This is a genomic window from Rahnella aquatilis CIP 78.65 = ATCC 33071, assembly GCF_000241955.1.
GTDB lineage: Bacteria > Pseudomonadota > Gammaproteobacteria > Enterobacterales > Enterobacteriaceae > Rahnella > Rahnella aquatilis.
Genome location: NC_016818.1, coordinates 1,118,363 through 1,137,126 on the forward strand (window position 1 = coordinate 1,118,363; position 18,764 = coordinate 1,137,126).

The 18,764-nt window shown below is 52.5% G+C and carries 16 protein-coding genes; 10 read left to right on the forward strand and 6 right to left on the reverse strand.

What is annotated here, in order from left to right; all coding sequences use genetic code 11:
• Positions 1 to 7 precede the first annotated feature (7 nt).
• The 3 genes from RAHAQ2_RS05185 to RAHAQ2_RS05195 form a co-directional block, all read right to left on the reverse strand.
• Positions 8 to 211, reverse strand: coding sequence for a hypothetical protein (locus RAHAQ2_RS05185; protein WP_015696228.1), 204 nt, complete (start codon positions 209 to 211; stop codon positions 8 to 10).
• A gap of 136 nt (positions 212 to 347) precedes the next feature.
• A complete protein-coding gene (locus RAHAQ2_RS05190) occupies positions 348 to 1,598 on the reverse strand; it encodes an L-lactate MFS transporter (protein ID WP_015696229.1) in 1,251 nt (416 codons plus the stop codon).
• A gap of 388 nt (positions 1,599 to 1,986) precedes the next feature.
• Positions 1,987 to 2,754, reverse strand: a complete 768-nt coding sequence (locus RAHAQ2_RS05195; protein ID WP_015696230.1) for an alpha/beta fold hydrolase — start codon at positions 2,752 to 2,754, stop codon at positions 1,987 to 1,989.
• A gap of 194 nt (positions 2,755 to 2,948) precedes the next feature.
• Between RAHAQ2_RS05195 and RAHAQ2_RS05200 the strand changes: the two genes are divergently transcribed.
• Together RAHAQ2_RS05200 and mrdA are read left to right on the forward strand one after the other, a co-directional pair.
• A complete protein-coding gene (locus tag RAHAQ2_RS05200) occupies positions 2,949 to 3,347 on the forward strand; it encodes a hypothetical protein (RefSeq protein ID WP_231572415.1) in 399 nt (132 codons plus the stop codon).
• A gap of 206 nt (positions 3,348 to 3,553) precedes the next feature.
• Positions 3,554 to 5,500: a penicillin-binding protein 2 gene (gene mrdA / locus RAHAQ2_RS05205; protein ID WP_015696232.1), complete on the forward strand. Its 1,947-nt coding sequence runs from the start codon at positions 3,554 to 3,556 to the stop codon at positions 5,498 to 5,500.
• A 13-nt stretch (positions 5,501 to 5,513) separates the two neighbouring features.
• Here mrdA and RAHAQ2_RS05210 read toward each other — a convergent pair whose 3' ends face one another.
• Together RAHAQ2_RS05210 and RAHAQ2_RS05215 are read right to left on the reverse strand one after the other, a co-directional pair.
• Positions 5,514 to 6,269, reverse strand: a complete 756-nt coding sequence (locus tag RAHAQ2_RS05210; protein ID WP_015696233.1) for a hypothetical protein — start codon at positions 6,267 to 6,269, stop codon at positions 5,514 to 5,516.
• Between the two features lie 96 nt (positions 6,270 to 6,365).
• Positions 6,366 to 7,088 carry a hypothetical protein gene (locus tag RAHAQ2_RS05215; protein ID WP_015696234.1) on the reverse strand — a complete coding sequence of 241 codons (723 nt, stop codon included), beginning with the start codon at positions 7,086 to 7,088 and terminating at the stop codon, positions 6,366 to 6,368.
• A gap of 754 nt (positions 7,089 to 7,842) precedes the next feature.
• Between RAHAQ2_RS05215 and RAHAQ2_RS05220 the strand changes: the two genes are divergently transcribed.
• From RAHAQ2_RS05220 to RAHAQ2_RS05250, 7 genes are all read left to right on the forward strand, one after another.
• Positions 7,843 to 9,282 (forward strand): sensor histidine kinase, encoded by a 1,440-nt coding sequence (locus RAHAQ2_RS05220; RefSeq protein WP_037038457.1) that lies wholly within the window; start codon positions 7,843 to 7,845, stop codon positions 9,280 to 9,282.
• The gene (gene qseG / locus RAHAQ2_RS05225; protein ID WP_015696236.1) at positions 9,282 to 10,037 is read left to right on the forward strand and encodes a two-component system QseEF-associated lipoprotein QseG; all 756 of its coding nucleotides are present in this window, start codon (positions 9,282 to 9,284) and stop codon (positions 10,035 to 10,037) included. The genes RAHAQ2_RS05220 and qseG overlap by 1 nt, the downstream gene beginning before the upstream one ends.
• A complete protein-coding gene (gene glrR, locus RAHAQ2_RS05230; protein ID WP_015696237.1) occupies positions 10,034 to 11,371 on the forward strand; it encodes a two-component system response regulator GlrR in 1,338 nt (445 codons plus the stop codon). Before qseG ends, glrR begins: the two co-directional genes overlap by 4 nt.
• A gap of 154 nt (positions 11,372 to 11,525) precedes the next feature.
• The gene (gene glnB, locus RAHAQ2_RS05235) at positions 11,526 to 11,864 is read left to right on the forward strand and encodes a nitrogen regulatory protein P-II (RefSeq protein WP_013574351.1); all 339 of its coding nucleotides are present in this window, start codon (positions 11,526 to 11,528) and stop codon (positions 11,862 to 11,864) included.
• Between the two features lie 418 nt (positions 11,865 to 12,282).
• Positions 12,283 to 12,804 (forward strand): sorbitol dehydrogenase family protein, encoded by a 522-nt coding sequence (locus tag RAHAQ2_RS05240; protein WP_015696238.1) that lies wholly within the window; start codon positions 12,283 to 12,285, stop codon positions 12,802 to 12,804.
• Between the two features lie 26 nt (positions 12,805 to 12,830).
• On the forward strand, positions 12,831 to 14,432 hold the full coding sequence (locus RAHAQ2_RS05245) for a GMC family oxidoreductase (protein ID WP_015696239.1): 1,602 nt from the start codon (positions 12,831 to 12,833) through the stop codon (positions 14,430 to 14,432).
• 10 nt (positions 14,433 to 14,442) lie between these two features.
• Positions 14,443 to 15,846, forward strand: a complete 1,404-nt coding sequence (locus RAHAQ2_RS05250) for a c-type cytochrome (RefSeq protein WP_015696240.1) — start codon at positions 14,443 to 14,445, stop codon at positions 15,844 to 15,846.
• Positions 15,847 to 15,913: 67 nt separating this feature from the next.
• Here the strand turns inward: RAHAQ2_RS05250 and hmpA are convergent, their stop codons facing one another.
• Entirely contained in the window at positions 15,914 to 17,104 is a 1,191-nt protein-coding gene (hmpA, locus tag RAHAQ2_RS05255; protein ID WP_015696241.1) for an NO-inducible flavohemoprotein, read from the reverse strand.
• 332 nt (positions 17,105 to 17,436) lie between these two features.
• On the opposite strand from hmpA, the gene glyA reads away from it, so the two are divergent.
• A complete protein-coding gene (glyA, locus tag RAHAQ2_RS05260; RefSeq protein ID WP_037038450.1) occupies positions 17,437 to 18,690 on the forward strand; it encodes a serine hydroxymethyltransferase in 1,254 nt (417 codons plus the stop codon).
• Positions 18,691 to 18,764 lie beyond the last annotated feature (74 nt).

An 18,764-nucleotide genomic window follows, 5' to 3' on the forward strand; every position in this document is an offset into this window, starting at 1 on the left:
ATACTTTTTATTTCAGATAATCGGTACCGGCGTTCAGTTTGTTATGCGCGCTGGCATCGATAGTCGTGGAAGGTCTGGTGCTGCTTTCGCTGGCTTTACGGTTCAGTTCAGAAGCCACTTCCTGAGCGCTGGAAGGGTAAGCCTGAGCGATACTGTTGAAAGTGGTCGTTGCGATCATCAGGCCAAAAAGAGCGAGGGTGGTGCGTTTCATTTTGCAGGTGTCCGGTCTGTTCACATTTTGTCATAAGAGGTACGTGATTCAGCGGCCGATTTTAACTGCTTTATTCATGAGAAACGGGAGCTAATTGTGCTCCCGTTCATCATTTATGCTGCGCTAAGCCGCTGTGTTACACGTGCTGGAGCGTATTATGCGCTTCTTCTGACTTATTCGGTAAGCGAATCGTGGCAGAAAGAACCAATGACACAATCAATAATGCAGTGATGATACTGAAGGTCACTGCGAAGCCGCCGAACAGGGAAGCCACCAGTGAGGCAAAGATGCTGCCGATCCCGAAGCCCAGATACAGCAGGCCGTAGTTCTTGGTCATGTTATTCAGACCGAAGAAGTCGCTGACCAGGGACGGGTAAACGGTAATGGTACCGCCGAAGCTGAAAGCGACACAGGCCACGGAGAGGAAGAACATCATTTCGTTCATCTGGGTGAACAGCATCATGCTCATCCCGGCCAGTGACACAACCTGTGCGATGGAAATGACGCGGATACGCTGCATTTTGTCAGACAACACACCCAGCACCAGACGGCCGCTCAGGTTAGCAATCGCAATCACGGTCACGGCGTTCGCCGCCGTCAGCGCATCCAGTTTTACCAGGCTCTGACCGATATCTTTCGCCACACCAATGACATACAGGCCACTCATACAGGCGGTCAGGAACATCAGCGCCAGCATCCAGTATTGTGGCGCACGAATGGCTTCGGCCAGGGTGAAATCACGGCTGTCGTTGCTGTTGTCGTTCAGGGTATTTTCCTCACGGGTGACGGCTGATGTTTCCTGTTTCGGTGCATCTTTCATCATCAGTGCACCGGCAATCACCATCACCATCGCGACACCTCCCCAGATCATGAAGGTGTTTTGCAGGCCTTCGGTCGCCAGCAGATGGCCACAAATGAATTTGAATAACAGGCTGCCCAGACCGTATGCACCAATTGAACAGGCTGAAATCATGCCTTTACGTTCAGGGAACCATTTCACGCAGTTGGTGAGGGTCAGCAGGTAACCCGCACCGTCTGCCAGTCCGACCAGCACACCGGCGCTGATGTACAGCATGATGACGTTATCGGAATGCGCGGTCAGTGCGAAACCGGCGGCCATCAGTAAACCGGCGGCGATGGTGACGGTACGCACACCAAAGCGTTCCTGAAGTTTACCGGCAACGGAAGAAGCAAGAGCCAGACACAGGCTCAGGATACCGAAAGTCAGTGCAACGCGGCTGATCGGTTCGCCGAGCTTTTCGGACAACTGACCGTTAAACAGACTCCAGGTATAAACGGAACCCAGCGCCAGTTGAGTAAGAATGGTACCGGCCAGTGTCAGCCAGCGGGTACGGTTGTTGTTCTGCATGCCAGATGTGTCACTCATAGTGGGTTCTCCCGAGCGAAGTAGATTCAATTAACTGTGGCTATGATAAGTCCGCTAAATGAATGCGGATGATTTGTGGCATGAGTTGCATGAGTTGCGGAATGAAATGCATCCATGACGGCATGAGTCGCCATTTTGGGGCAAAAAACACCTCGAAATTGGACTTAAAACACCGCTGCAGGCCTTGCGGGGCGCGGGTTTTAGTTGATCTGGATCACTAATCCGTCATTTAGTTTTTTCAGGCGGGATGACAAATTTTGTTACCAAGGCTTCGTCGTGTCATCAGGGACAGCGGGAAGATTCTGGCAGGGGAGTGATTTAAATTATCAGGGTGAAAAAAACGAGCCGTTTTGGCTCGTTTTGGTTTCTACATTCTGACCTGCAATGTTCAGGCATTCAGCGCGGCATTAATCGTGGCCGCGACGCCGGCCGGATTTTCCCACATCATTGAGTGGCCGGCTTGCGGCACAATGGCGGTCTGAACGCCATGTTGCGGCAAAATGGCGACATCCGGTTCAGGCAGTGAAAATTCACCAAACAGCACCGTGGCAGGCATTTCAAGCTGATAGAGCTGTTCGCGCCATGATACCGCCTCACCTTTTACCAGCCCGACCGCCTGGCGGTGAATGGCCAGCGGCGAGGCGATGCTCATACACCCGGCCCAGATGTGATTGTTACCGCGTACTGCGACATCAATCAGATGCGCATGGCCCTCGCGCAGATAGGCTTCTTCTGAATACTGAGCCACTGCGCGACTGAAGGTGCCACCTCCGGCATCCAGATTTGGCTCGGCGACAATCAGGCGCTGGATCAAATCAGGGCGTTGTGTCGCGACCATAATGGCAATGCTGCCGCCCATGCTGTGACCGATTAAATTGACCTGGGGTACACCCAGACTTTCCAGCCAGGCAATTACGCAGTCTGCATGTGCCTGCAGGCTGTAGCTGAAATCATCGGGTTTATCGCTGTAGCCCGAACCGGCGAAATCCAGCAGCAGCGATCGACGCGGGCGCAGTGATGCATCGGTCGCCACCCGCGGAAAATCGCAGGAGGCGGCACAGCCCAGACCGTGTAAAAAGACCAGCGGCACGCCCAGCCCTGACAACTCGTGGAAACGTAAATGCATTTCCGTACCGGGGAGTTTGAACGATTTCATCTGAATCCTTTGTGAGAGACTTAAGTGCAATCTGCGGATTATAAGCAGGATTTTTCCTGATGGCAGTACAAAAAACTAGTAAACACGCGGACCGGGACTGGAGGTATCCTTAATTATGGGGGATTTAGGTTAAGTCATTCAGGTTGTGAATATTTTTTTTCCAGGCGCTTTCTATCAGTCAGACAAGTGATAGCATGGGACTCTTGCTCACTTTATGGATTTATCTGATGGTCAGGTTAGGCAGTTTTGTGGCGGTTATCCTGGTGCTGGCGTCATTTTCGGCATCTGCTGTCACTCAGTATCAATGTGTATTAACGCATCACACGCAGTCCGATGAGGGCAACGATGTTTCTGAAGTCGTGAATAAAAATGCCCAGGTCTATGACGCAGGTAACACGTTCAGTTTTTCTCCCGATGGCAGTAAAATGGTCACCAGTCCGGAACTGACAGACATCATTGGCAAAGACAATCAGCCCATGAAAGCCGGTGCGCAAGATAACCTGATGTATATTCACGTAAAAGACAGTTTTGTCGTTGCCACGCAAACCGAAGGCTATGTCTACGGGGATTGCAAAGTGAATACCGCCAAGTAAAAATCCTGGCCACTGCATTTTCTGAATCCGGGGTGTTACGCCTGTGCGCAACGCCCTGCAATAAATAGAAACACTCCTGTCAGTTCATTAGCACACTTCTTATAGTCGCCTGTTGCCCGACGGGCTATCCTTGCGCACTTTTCCGCTCCCCACTTTTTCATTTTCGCCCGCTTCAAGAAGCAGACAAAAAAGGTATTTGCCCGCTTATGGCCTTACTTAACGACGAAATCCGCGACCATACGGCCGAGTCCGTCCTTTTCGTTCGTCGTGCGGTGATCGCATTTCTGGTGGTGATCCTCCTGTCGTCTGCGCTGGTGTTTAACCTGTACCATCTGCAGGTAGGCATGCATGATTTTTACCAGACCCGCTCGAATCAGAATGACATCAAAATGCTGCCGATCGCACCCAGTCGCGGGTTGATCATGGATCGCAACGGTGTCGTGCTGGCGCAAAATATCACCCTGTACCAGATTGAAGTGATCCCGGGAAAAGTCCCTGATCTTAACGCCACGCTGAATGCGCTGAAACCCATTGTCGATCTGACGCAGGACGATCTGGACAGCTTTCACGATGCGATGATCCACGGCCGTCGCTTTGCGCAGATCCCGCTCAAACTGGCGCTGACGGATGTTGAAGTCGCGCGTTTTTCCGTTAACCAGTTTGATTTCCCCGGTGTCTCCATCAGTACCTATCAGCAGCGTCGTTATCCGTATGGCGCGGAGCTGGCGCATGTTGTGGGTTATGTTTCGAAGATAAATGATAAAGATGCCAAACGTCTTGAGGCGGAAGGTATTGCCGAGAATTACGCGGCTGACCACGATATTGGTAAGCAGGGCGTTGAAAAATATTATGAAAATATTTTGCATGGCCGCACCGGCTATCAGGAAGTTGAGGTTGATAACCACGGCCATGTGGTGCGTTTACTGAAAGAGGTTCCGCCGCAGGCCGGGCAGAATATCTATCTGACGCTGGATCTGGATTTGCAGCAGTACATCGAAAAAGTGCTGAAAGGTCAGCGTGCCGCCGTTGTGGTGATGGATCCGCGCGACGGCGGGATCAAAGCGATGGTCTCCAGCCCAAGTTATGATCCGAACCCGTTTGTTAACGGCATTTCCAGTAAGCAATACAGCGCGTTGCTAAAAAATCCGGATTTGCCGCTGATCAACCGTGTAACACAGGGGCTGTATCCGCCAGCCTCGACGGTGAAACCTTTTATGGCGACATCGGCGCTGTTTGAAGGGGTAATCACGCCACAAACCACTTTCTTCGGTGCGCCGACCTGGACGCTGCCGGGCACCACGCGCCATTACCGCGACTGGTTGAAAACCGGTCACGGCATGTTGAATGTGACCAAAGCTATCGAAGAGTCTGCCGATACTTTCTTCTATCAGGTAGCCTATGAAATGGGCATAGACCGTATCCATACCTGGCTCAGTAAATTTGGCTATGGTCAGTCAACTGGCATTGATCTGGATGAGCAATATAGCGGTGTACTGCCGAGCCGTGAGTGGAAAATGAAGGTTCACAAAAAAGGCTGGTTCCAGGGGGATACCGTCTCGGTGGGTATCGGTCAGGGCTACTGGGTGGCGACGCCGATTCAGATGGTGCGGGCGCTGAGCGCGCTGGTAAATAACGGCAAGCTGGAAACGCCGCATCTGCTGTATTCTGCAAAAAGTGGCAAAGTGATCACCCCTTATAAGATGCCACCGACGCAGCAAATTGCTGATCCGAAATCGCCGATCTGGGGCATTGTGAAAAACGGCATGTTCGGGATGGCTAACTTCCCGAACGGCACCGGTTATAAACTTTTCCACACCGCGCCTTATCAGATTGCGGCGAAATCCGGGACATCTCAGGTATTCAGTTTGCGCGAAAATCAGGTGTATAACGCCAAAATGACGCCGGTACGTCTGCGCGACCATATTTTCTATACGGCATTTGCGCCTTATAAGCACCCGACAGTAGTGATGGCGTTAATCATGGAAAATGGCGGCGGCGACGGGGTTGTTGCAGGACCGACGGCACGAGCGATCCTCGACCATATTTTCCTGCCGCCACAGGCGGTAATCTGTGATCCGGCGAAAGCGGATAATCCGGCAGATTGCGAACAGCCGGTGCCGACGCCCAATTCACTGGGCTTTAGTGAGCATTGATCCGGGCGCTGCCTCAGAGGATTTCAAAGGGCACGTTGTTGAGCCGGGCAACATATTTTCCAATCTCTTCCGCTGTCTTCATTTGATCAAAATGTACATTACCGTGGTTAGGGAAAAGAGTTTTATCGACGGCTAGTACCTTGGTCACCCGGATCGGTTGTGTCGGCGGAAGCCCTGCATATAAATTGAGACCCGACTTGCCAATGACCAGAATTTCATTGTGGCTATGATCTTTGCGGAAGATTTTATCTTTAATCATAAGTCGGGTGGGGGTAAGGAGTTGCTGATATCCACCGGCACATTTGTAATTCTCTACCCCTCTTCCGCTCCTTATACAGTCCACAAGTTCATAGGGCCTGATCACCGGCCCTGTAGGGCTATAATCTTTCCGACCAGCATGGTTGATAAACCACACGTCATGCGGGAATGTCCCGAGTATATTTTGTCGTGGTACTTCAAGTACCAGCGCGACGTTGTGAAACATTCCGGTATATCGTGATGTGGCGCTTGTCAGAGGTTTAATGTCTTTTAAATCAATCAGCGACGCGCTGAAGATATCCCAGCTATTCAACAGTGACGCCGCATTCTGATGGCAGAAGGGACTTATATGCAATTGAAAGGTATGAACCAAAACATGATTTTCGGGAAGAACCGCCCAACTTTGCAATGTTGCTGCTCTCTGCATATCCCGCGTTTTTTTATTTTCCTGCTCTGTTAACTGCAGTTCTTCAGGGATTGGTTTAGAGTTCTTTTTTTTAAAAAATGGCATAATATTACTCCAGAAATCGTCAGTCTTTTTATAAAATCTGCGGTTGTCTTTATTGTTATTTCATCAGCGGCGCGTTCCGTGCGTGTCGCCAGTTACTCAAATTATTTCGTATTCTACTTTGTTGATTTCTGCTGCTTTAGCTGCGACGATTTCCGGTGAGCCTGCATAATAATCATACATATCGTTACTCTCTGTCTGTTCGACAACGACTATTTTGCGCACCCGGATACTTTGTGTTGCCGGCAGACCAGCATATAACTTAACTCCCGGGCGACCGATAATGAGTACCTCATTATGTGATTCGACAGAGCGTGTTTTTTTATCTTCTGACAGAAGCGCCTGAGGTGTCAGCAGCCGCTGATATCCTCCTTCACAATGGTAATCGTCTTTGCCTTCTCCCCGGAATATCGCCCGGCTAAGAGCTGAGGCATCGATAATCCTTCCCGCGGCATAGTCATTTTTACGCCCGATGTGATTAGGAAACCAGACGTCAGTCGGATGCGTCCCAAGAATATTCTGTACCGGGACGTCCAGAATTAAAGCTGTGGTACAGTACATCCCGGTATAGCGTTTAATTTTGGTTAGGGGTTTGATATCTTTTAAGTCAACCAGTGATGTACTGATAATATCCCAACTGTTTAAAAGAGACTCGGCGCGGTGCTGACAAAACGGATTTTCTTCGCCTTCAAAGGCATGAACCAGAACAAGGTTTTTTGGCAAAAATCGCCAGCTGTTGAGTATTGTTTCCTTCTCTCCGGATGAATGTTTAATATCCTCTTTTTTAATAAAATGAATCCCTGACTTTTTATGGAAAAACATAATAATCTCGCTGATCAACTGCTGGGGTAATATTGTGGAAAATATAACATAAGAGATTTTTTTAATGACTTAATCACTTCTTAAGAATATTGATATTAAAGTGACTCTTTAACGGGATATATAAGTGCCCGTCAAATCGGCAGATTTTTTCATTGCGTATATTTTATGCGACGGTACGGCGCTATCCCCTGCAAAATGGGGTGTGTCATAAAATGACGACAATCGCGTTATGTGTTGTCGTCATTTGGAGACGTTTAACTGATTGATAATTAACTGTTTGAATAAGTCCGATGAATATTGTTGGGTTTTGGCGACACGCCGGGTGTTTTTTCAACAATGTATAGCGCTTTGTGCAGATGCCATAAAATACTTTTAAAATAAAAATCATTTAAATTCATGGTGTTGAAAATTTACCTTTAAAGTTGGCACGCATTCTGCTAGATTGCAGCAGTTGCTCATTCACCTGATTATGATTGGCTCACGCGAAAGCGTTGATATGCTCATAATGTCCGAATGACGCCAAAGAAACGGTGCCTATCGTTCACCCGACCGATAATCGTTGCGTAAGCACGTTATCAAGCATCGAACGACACGTTGAGTGAGGCACCACCTCTTCCGGCCTGCTGAATTTTCTGAAGAAGTTTCAGCAGGCCAACCCTTCATACTTTGCCTTTTTACACCCCCTTCATATCCTCTGTGACACTGGCTGTTTAAACCGTTGTCCGCTAGCATGACTTTATCTGTGGTCAATGAGATGAATGCGTTGAAAAGAGGACGTTTATTCCCCGGCTCGTTACGTCAGCTGGTCCTGATGGCTTTCCTGCTGGTGATGCTACCCTTGCTGGTGCTGGCCTATCAGGCGTACGACAGCCTGGATCAGCTCAGCCGGCAGGCGGCGCGTATCAACCGCACCACGCTGAGTGACGCGCGTCGCAGTGAATCAATGTCCGGTATTGCGCTGGAAATGGAGCGCAGTTATCGCCAGTATTGCGTCCTCGACGATCCGACGCTTTCCCGTCTTTATCAGAATCAGCATAAACAATATGCCCAGTTACTGGATGCGCATGCCTCTGTGTTGCCGGATCTAAGCTATTACCAGACGCTGCGCACCTTGCTGACGCAGCTGACACAACCGACGTGCCTGAATAACTCACCGGATAAAGACTCCGCCGCCCGACTGGAAAATTTCTCGCGCACCAATGCTGAGATGGTCCAGGCGACGCGCGAAGTGGTGTTCTCACGCGGACAACAGCTTCAGCGCGCGATTGCCGAACGCGGCCAGTTCTTTGGCTGGCAGGCGCTGGTGCTTTTTCTGCTCAGCGGTGCGCTGGTGGTGCTGTTCACCCGCATGATTATCGGGCCGGTGAAAGGTGTCGAACGTATGATCAACCGGCTGGGAGAAGGGCGTAATCTGGGCGATGTGACCCGCTTTAAAGGGCCGCGGGAGATCCGATCGCTGGTGCAGCGCATCGTCTGGCTGAGTGAACGTCTTGCGTGGCTGGAGTCACAACGCCATGAATTCCTGCGTCATATTTCTCATGAACTCAAAACCCCTCTTGCCAGCATGCGCGAAGGCACCGAACTGCTGGCGGATGAAGTGGCCGGGCGGCTGACGCCGGACCAAAAAGAGGTGGTGGCTATCCTTAATAACAGCAGCCGCCACCTGCAAACGCTGATTGAACAACTGCTCGATTACAACCGCAAACTGGCTGATGCGCCGACGCTGAGTGTGGTTGTCGATGTTAAAGCGCTGGTCGATGACGTCGTGACCGCTAACAGCCTGCCTGCCCGCGCAAAAAAAATTCGCACTGAGGTGATGATCGGCGCACCCCGATGTCTGGCGGAACCGACTTTACTCAGGCGGGTACTGGATAATCTCTATTCCAATGCGGTGCACTATGGGGCTGAATCCGGTACTATTTGGGTCCGCAGCCGGCAGGAAAACGAACGGGTGATGATCGAGGTGGCGAACACGGGTATACCGATCCCGCAGGCCGAGCGCGCGATGATTTTTGAACCTTTTTACCAGGGTAGCCAGCAGAGGAAAGGGGCTGTAAAAGGCAGCGGTCTGGGGTTGAGTATTGCTCAGGACTGTATTCGCCGCATGCATGGAGAGCTGCAACTGGTTGCCGTTGAGGATGCGGACGTCTGTTTTCGTATCGAATTGCCCCTGACGGCTGAGAAGAATGAATAATGATGAAATTTTCAGGCTGGCTGCATGCGCTGTCACGCTGCCGGATAATCTTATTGAGTGCTCCGCTGGTGCTGGCAGGCTGCGTGCCGCATTCTGCCAATAACCCCTATTATCAGCACGTTTCCGATCAGGTCGTGCCTGACAGCAAAGTGATAGACTTTCGTATCGCGCCCTGTGAAACCCTCTGGGCGCTGGATGATAATGACGCACTGACCAATTCGCTGTACTGGTTGCGGGCGATGGACTGCGCTGACCGGATGAGTGATGCGCAGGCGCGTTACCAGGCGCAGCAGATCCCGGCCACAAGTTGGGAACGGGTGTTTAAACAAAGCATCCTGCTCGCCGGTGCGGATCCCGATCAGCAACAGCGTCGCGCATTGCTGGCGAAAGTGAGCGAGTACCGTGGCCAGATGCCGGGTTCGATTCGCCCGCTGGTGCAGTTATGGCGTGAGCGCCAGAATTTGCAGGTGGTGCTGGGGGATGAAAAAGCCCGTAACGCCCGTCAGCAGGTGTTGAATGAAGAAAAACTTCAGTCGATGGCCGCCGCACGGCAGGTGCTGGAAAACAACCTTGCGGATACGCGGCGTAAGCTGGAAAATCTGACCGACATCGAGCGCCAGCTTTCCTCGCGTAAACAGATTCAGGGGGATTTGCCGGATAATGATGCCACCGCACCTGCGAAAGCGGCTTCCGGTAATCCGGTCAAACCTGCCGAAACCTATGCGCCGCCCGCTAAGGATCAGAACGCAAAATGACGATACGTAAAGCTGCCAGCTTATTGCTGGTTGATGATGATCCCAGCCTGTTAAAACTGCTGGGCATGCGCCTGACCAGCGAAGGTTTTCGCGTCACCACGGCGGAAAGCGGTGCTGAAGCGTTGCGCTTGCTGCACCGCGAACGTATTGATCTGGTGCTGAGCGATTTGCGCATGGATGAAATGGATGGCATGGCGCTGTTCGCCGAAATCCAGAAATTCCAGCCAGGCATGCCGGTGATCATTCTGACGGCGCACGGTTCTATTCCCGATGCGGTCGCCGCCACCCAGCAGGGCGTATTTGGATTCCTCACCAAACCGGTTGACCGTGATGCGCTGTATAAAGCGATAGATGAAGCACTGGCGCAGTCCAGCCCGTCGGCCGATGAAAGCTGGCGCGAATCGATTGTCACCCGCAGCCCGATCATGTTGCGCCTGCTTGAACAGGCCAATATGGTCGCGCAGTCTGATGTCAGCGTGCTGATTAACGGCCAAAGTGGCACCGGTAAAGAAGTGCTGGCGCAGGCCATTCACGGTGCCAGCCCGCGTGGCAAGAAAGCCTTTATTGCCATTAACTGCGGCGCGTTGCCGGAACAGTTGCTGGAATCCGAATTATTTGGTCACGCCAAAGGGGCATTTACCGGCGCGGTGAGCAGCCGGGAAGGGCTGTTCCAGGCAGCAACCGGTGGCACGTTGTTCCTCGATGAAATCGGCGATATGCCGCTGTCGCTGCAGGTAAAATTGCTTCGCGTGTTGCAGGAGCGCAAGGTGCGCCCGCTGGGCAGCAATCAGGATATTGATGTGGATGTGCGCATTATTTCTGCGACACACCGTGATTTGCCGAAAGCGATGGAGAAGGGTGAATTTCGCGAAGACCTGTTTTATCGCCTTAACGTCGTCAGCCTGAAGTTGCCGACGCTGAGTGAAAGATCAGAAGACATTCCGCTGCTGGCCAATCATCTGCTGCGTATCGCGGCGCAGCGGCATAAACCTTTTGTGCGCAGCTTTTCGACGGATGCGCTGAAACGGCTGATGGCCGCCAGCTGGCCGGGCAATGTGCGCCAGTTAGTGAATGTCATCGAGCAATGCGTGGCGCTGACGTCTGCACCGGTGATCAGCGAAGCTCTGGTGCAACAGGCGCTGGAAGGAGAAAACACCGCTCTGCCGACGTTTGCCGATGCGCGTAATCAGTTCGAGCTGAATTATCTGCGCAAGCTGCTGCAAATCACCAAAGGCAACGTGACGCAGGCAGCACGTATTGCCGGGCGTAACCGCACCGAGTTTTACAAGTTGCTGTCCCGCCATGAGCTGGAAGCCACCGATTTTAAAGAGTAACGGGAATTTACTTTCAGAGGCCTGAGGTACATTCCTGTCGCTGAACTATGATACCTTTAGCGCCTTCGCATGCCTCCGGCATCCGAAACCAGATTGTGAACCATGCTGCCGCTCAGGAAGGCGGAGAGCAAACGAATGATTATAAGGGTCCGCCATGAAAAAGATTGATGCGATTATCAAACCATTCAAACTCGACGATGTCCGTGAAGCACTGGCTGAAGTCGGGATTACCGGAATGACCGTGACCGAAGTGAAAGGCTTTGGCCGTCAGAAAGGTCACACCGAACTGTACCGTGGTGCTGAATACATGGTCGATTTCCTGCCGAAAGTGAAAATCGAAATTGTCGTGGCGGATGACATCGTGGATACCTGCGTGGAAACCATTATGACGACCGCCCAGACCGGTAAAATCGGTGACGGTAAAATCTTCGTGTTTGATGTAGCGCGTGTGGTGCGCATCCGTACCGGCGAGCAGGACGAAGAAGCGATTTAATGTTTCATCAGGGCGGGTAATGTCAGGTTACCGGCCCTGAGTTTTTACTTTCCGTTTGTCCCTCTCCGTTTGTCCCATCTTGTTATACCAATCAGTTTTTAATCAATTATTCCCCAGGCCTTTGTTTATTTTGTTTTTATTCCTTAATGCTGTTCAGCGCCCTGTAAAACTCCTTCCCGTAATCACCACAAAAAATGCTATTTGTTATTTTTATGTGAATCTTGTGGGGTTTTTATTGTGACTTCATTGAAAAAGTGAGAGTAAAATCACGTTTGTTGTTATACCAGTTCGAAATACTTGTCAGATACGTTGTAGTCACCCACTAAAACAATTCAGGGTGAAAGTATCGGGCGGCCGGAACTGGTGTGGATTGATCTCCGTTGATCGTGGTTTTCACACCCATTCAAAAGGCTTTGCAATGTCACCACAAGAAAAACCCATACGCATTTCCCGTCGCGTATTTTTAGGGGGCGCACTGGCGGCGCTTTCCGTTCCGCTGATGAATAAGCTGCTGCTCAGCCCGGTCTATGCTGCGCCGGTTGCCGGTTTGTCACAGGCAAAACAGGATTTCACTCAACTCTCACTGTATCTGACCGGGCACGACCAACTGGATCCGGCCCTTTCTGAACGTTATTACCAGACGATGTTAGCGCTGTACCCGGATTTCACCGCACAGGTTCAGGCTTTGCAGGCGTTTATCACGGCAAATCACATTGATGCCGCTGATTTGCAAAAAACGCTGGACGCACAGCAACCGGCGCTGGCGAAACTGCCGCGCAGCATCCTTCAGGCGTGGTATCTCGGCGTGGTCGGCGATGGCAAACAGGCGGTTTGTCTGGCGTATGAAAACGCGCTGATGAACGTCGCGGTACGCGATCACCTCAATCCGCCGAGCTATGCCTACGGTGCATACGGCACCTGGGCAAAACAGCCTGTCTGAAAATAACATTCAAAAAGGGTTAAGCAATGAGTAAACAACTTTCCGCTGACGTCGTTGTCATCGGCTCGGGGATCTGTGGCTCGCTGGTCGCACAGCGTCTGGCAAAGCAGGGCATCTCCGTCATTATTCTGGAATCCGGCCCGCGCATTGATCGCGGTACGCTGACTGAAAACTTCCGTAATTCGCCGCGCAAAAAAGACTTTATGTCGCCATATCCGTACTCGGACTGGTCACCGCATCCGGTCTATAAACCGGAAGATAATGATTATCTGCAACAGCAGGGGCCGTATCCGTTCCCGGCGGAATATATCCGTATTATGGGCGGCACCACCTGGCACTGGGCGGCGCAGGCGTGGCGCGTTCTGCCAAACGATATGAAGATCAAAACGTTGTACGGCGTGGGGCGTGACTGGCCGTTATCCTATGACGAACTGGAACCGTTTTATTACGAAGCTGAAGTGAAAATGGGCGTCTCCGGTGCGCCCGATAACGGCTCACCGCGCAGCCAGCCTTTCCCGATGGAGCCGGTCGCCGAATCCTGGCTGCAACAGCGCTTTCGCGAGCGTCTGGCACCGGGCGGCTATGACGTGATCGTCAACACCACCGCCCGTAACAGCCGTAACTACGACGGGCGTCCGGCCTGTTGCGGTAACAATAACTGTATGCCGATTTGCCCGATTGACGCGCAATATCATGGCGGCATCGCCGCGCAGGCTGCTGAAGCGGCGGGTGCAAAACTGATCACCAGCGCGGTGGTTTACCGTCTGGAGCATGACGAAAAAGGCCGCATTGTCGCCGCGCATTATTACGACCCGGATAAAGGCGAGCATAAAGTCACGGCAAAAAACTTTGTGCTGGCTGCCAACGGTATCGAAAGCCCGAAACTGTTGCTGATTTCCGCCAGTGATAAATATCCGGACGGGCTGGCCAACAGCTCCGGCACTGTCGGGCGTCATCTGATGGATCACCCGAGTAATTCTCTGACGTTTGAAACCGAAGAACCATTGTGGGCGGGCCGCGGGCCAATGAGTCCGGCCTCTATCAACAGCCTGCGCGACGGCGATTTCCGCAAAGATTATGCCTCGTTCCGTATCGATATCGCCAACTCTTCCCAGGTGCAATCGGTCACGCAGGATCTGCTGGCGGAAGGCGTTTACGGCATCAGCCTGGATAACGAAATTCGTCGCCGGGCATCGCACCAGACCAGCCTGAAAAACGTGATGGAGCAGTTGCCGAACTACGACAACCGCATCATTCTCAGCGACAAAAAAGACAAACTGGGCATCCCGAAACCGGCGGCGATTTACCACATGGACGATTATGTGCATCGCGGTATGGCGCGCGCCGTGAAGGAATACACTGAGATTGCCAGACTGATGGGCGGCACCAATTTGCGCTTCAGCAAGCCGGGCGTTTACGGCAATAACCAGCATATTACCGGTACGATGAGCATGGGGCATGACCCGAAAGATTCCGTGGTGGATGCGTTCGGACGCACTCATGACCATGAAAATCTGTTCATCACCAGTACCGGCGTAATGCCGACGTCTGCCACGGTCAACTCGACGCTGACTGCGGTCGCCCTGGCGTTACGTACCGCTGACCATCTTGCCAAAACTGCGCTATAGGCTGACTGACATGACTCTGAACCGTTTAACTCAAAAACGTCTGACGGGCGCGTTGCTGGCCTTTGGCCTGAGCCTCAGTGCGGGCGCAGCTTATGCCGCGTTGTCGCCGCAACAGGATGCGCTGATCAGGAAAGGCGAATATATCGCAGTAGCCGGTGACTGCGTGGCCTGCCATTCCACCGAAGGCGGTAAGCCATTCGCCGGAGGTCTCGGGCTGGCGACGCCGCTGGGCACCATTTATTCGAGCAACATCACGCCGTCTAAAAAGGACGGCATCGGCAATTACACGCTGGAACAGTTTGAACACGCGGTGCGCGATGGCGTGCGCGGCGACGGCGCGAATCTGTATCCGGCAATGCCGTATACCTCGTATGCCAAAATCAGCGATGACGACATGAAAGCGCTGTACGCCTATTTCATGCAGGGCGTGCAACCGGTGGATGTGCCGTCAACGCCGACCGCGCTGCCGTTCCCGTTCAACGTGCGTTTGTCGATGGCGGGCTGGAATTTGCTGTTCCTCGAGAAAGGCGCGTTTAAAGCCGATCCGTCGAAAAGCGATCAGGTGAACCGCGGGGCGTATCTGGGGGAAGCCCTCGCGCACTGCAGCACCTGCCATACGCCGCGTAATGCGCTGATGGCGGAGCAGGGCGATAAAGCGCTGGGTGGCAGCAGTCTGGGCACCTGGTTTGCGCCGAATATCACCCCGGATGCCGTCAGCGGTATTGGCAACTGGAGCACGGATGAAATCGCCGGTTACCTGAAAACCGGTCATGTGCCGGGTAAAGCGCAGGCGGCAGGGCCGATGGCGGAAGCTATCGATCACAGCCTGAGCCATCTGAGCGACAGTGATTTACAGGCGATTGCCGTCTGGCTGAAACAGACCACGCCGGTCACTCAGGAAGGGCAGGCGAGAGCCGCCGATCAGTTCGGATCACCGGCAACTTACGTTGATACTCTGCGTGGTGTTCCGCGTCCAGCCGGTGCCGATAAAATGACCGGCTGGCAGGTGTATGACGGCTATTGCGCCAGTTGTCATCAGCCCGACGGGCGGGGCAGTAAGGACGGTGGTTTGCCGTCGCTGATAAATAACACCGCGCTGGGACATCTGAACAGCGACAATCTGGTGATGGCGATCCTGCATGGCGTGCAGCGTGGGCCGGAAAGCAAAGATGTCGCGATGCCGGCGTTTGAGCATTTGCTGTCAGATACGCAGGTTGCCACACTGAGCAATCAGTTGTTGCAGCAGTTTGGTAACGATCAGGCGAAAGTGACGCCGGAGAGGGTGAAGGAATTACGCGCAGGCGGCACGCCTTCGCCGCTGCTGGAACTGGCGCACTGGGGAATGGGCATTGCCGGGCTGGTGATTATTCTGCTGATTTTGCTGTTCCTGGTGCGACGTCGCCGCCGTCATTAATCCATACTGATGCGGCAAATAAAAAAGGCTGACACTCTGTGTCAGCCTTTTTCTTTTCGTGCAGGGATTAAATCACTTTATGCGGGCCGAAGCATTCGTAATGAATGTTCGCTTCGCTGATGTTCATCGCCAGCAGTTGTTTTGCCGCAAACTGCATAAAGCCAACCGGGCCGCACAAATAGAAATGCATCGCCGGATCGCTCAGCTGATCGCTGACTTTGCTCAGATCCATCAGCCCTTCATACTGAAAATGTTCACCGGGTAAATCGTTCGTCTGTGGCTGGTTATACCAGACATGGCTTTCCAGTTGCGGCAGACGACCCTGCGCGCTTGTCACTTCACCGGCAAACGCATGCACCGCGCCGTTTTCTGCTGCGTGCAGCCACTGAACCGGGGCATGGTGTCCGTGCTCTGCCAGTGTATTAAGCATGCCTAACATCGGCGTCTGACCGACACCGGCGGAAATCAGCGCCACCGGCGTGGTATCGCTGATATCCATAAAGAAATCACCGTGCGGGGCGGCCAGATGAATGATGTCGCCCGGCTGCGCAAAATTATGCAGGAAGCTGGACACCGCGCCCTGACCTTCGCGTTTTACCGCGATGCGGTAGGTTTTGCCGTTCGGTGCCTGTGTCAGGGAATACTGACGAATTTCCTGATTTTCCAGCGAGGCGTCACGGATATACACCGCCAGATATTGTCCCGGCCGGAAGTCAGCCACCGGTTTGCCATCGACAGGTTCCAGCAGGAAAGAGGTGATAAGCTCACTCTGCGGCTGTTTTTCGGCGATGCGGAATTCGCGTGTACCACGCCAGCCACCGGTTTTTTCTGCACTGTCCTGATAAATTTCGGCTTCGCGGTTAATAAATACATTTGCCAGCACACCATAGGCTTTGCCCCACGCATCCAGCACTTCCTGACCCGGACTGAACATTTCATCCAGCGTTGCCAGCAGGTGAGCGCCGACAATATTGTATTGCTCAGGCTGGATGGTGAAGCTGGTGTGTTTTTGCGCGATGCGTTCCACTGCAGGCAGCAGCGCCGCCAGATTTTCAATATTAGCGGCGTAAGCGCAGATGGCATCAAACAGCGCCTGACGCTGATCGCCGTTGCGCTGGTTGCTCATATTGAAGATGTCCTTCAGCTCGGGATTATGCGCAAACATGCGGTCATAGAAATGTGCGGTCAGCTTCGGGCCGGTGGCAGCGAGCAATGGAATGGTGGATTTAACGGTGGCGATAGTGGCTGAATCAAGCATGGTGAACTCCGTGTCTGTGATGATTATATTTAAACATGTATTTTAAATGCATCTTATATAAACCCACAAATTCTGTAAACACCCCCTAAAGGGGTAAGGGCTTTTCCGGTAGAGTGCTGAGTCACAAAGCTGAAATTTGTACATGATCAGGTGAATAAATATCTCTTGATCATGGACAGAGGTTCGCAGATCAAAGCCTTGCTGTATCTGGAGCCAATCGTTTGCCTAAAAACCTCAAGCTGACCCTATCCGAAGGCCGCTTAAACATTTACACTGTGGCGCAGAACCCGGAAGGGGCGTTTATTTTTAGTTTGTTGAGTCAGGAGATGCGGATGTTAAAGCGTGAAATGAACATTGCCGATTATGATGCTGAGCTGTGGGCAGCAATGGAAAAAGAAGTTGTTCGTCAGGAAGAACATATCGAGCTGATTGCGTCAGAAAACTATACCAGCCCGCGTGTCATGCAGGCTCAGGGTTCGCAACTGACCAACAAATATGCCGAAGGCTATCCGGGCAAACGTTATTATGGTGGTTGTGAGTACGTCGACATCGTTGAACAACTGGCTATCGACCGTGCAAAAGAATTGTTCGGTGCCGATTTCGCCAACGTTCAGCCACACTCCGGCTCACAGGCCAACTTTGCGGTATACACCGCGCTGCTGCAACCGGGCGACACCATTTTGGGGATGAACCTTGGACATGGCGGTCACCTGACTCACGGTTCACCGGTTAACCTGTCCGGTAAACTGTATAACGTGGTGCCTTATGGTATCGACGAAAGCGGCGACATTGATTACGAAGACGTGAAACGTCAGGCCGAAACGCATAAACCGAAAATGATCATCGGTGGTTTCTCCGCATTCTCCGGTATTGTTGACTGGGCAAAAATGCGTGAAATCGCCGACAGCGTGGGTGCTTACTTCTTCGTTGACATGGCACACGTTGCCGGTCTGATTGCTGCGGGCGTTTACCCGAACCCGGTTCCGCATGCACACATCGTGACCACCACCACGCACAAAACCCTGGCTGGCCCACGCGGCGGTCTGATTCTGGCGAAAGGCGGTGACGAAGAATTCTACAAAAAACTGAACTCTGCCGTCTTCCCGGGTGGTCAGGGCGGCCCGCTGATGCACGTGATTGCCGGTAAAGCGGTAGCACTGAAAGAAGCGATGGAACCTGAGTTCAAAATTTACCAGCAGCAGGTGGCTAAAAACGCACAGGCTATGGTGGCGGTGGTTCTGGAACGCGGCTACAAAGTGGTTTCCGGCGGCACGCACAATCACCTGTTCCTGATGGATCTGGTGGATAAAAACCTGACCGGTAAAGAAGCCGATGCCGCTCTGGGGCGCGCTAACATCACCGTGAACAAAAACAGCGTTCCTAACGATCCTAAGAGCCCGTTTGTGACGTCCGGTGTGCGTATCGGTACTCCGGCCGTGACTCGTCGCGGCTTCAAAGAAGCTGAAGCACGTGAACTGGCTGGCTGGATCTGTGACGTGCTGGACAACGTGAACGACGAAGCGACCATCGAACGCGTTAAACAGAAAGTTCTCGACATCTGTGCACGCTTCCCGGTTTACGCGTAATATTTGCGAAGCCGTTCAGCTGCTAAAACCCGCTCCGGCGGGTTTTTTTATGGGCATGTATCAGAATTTGTGAG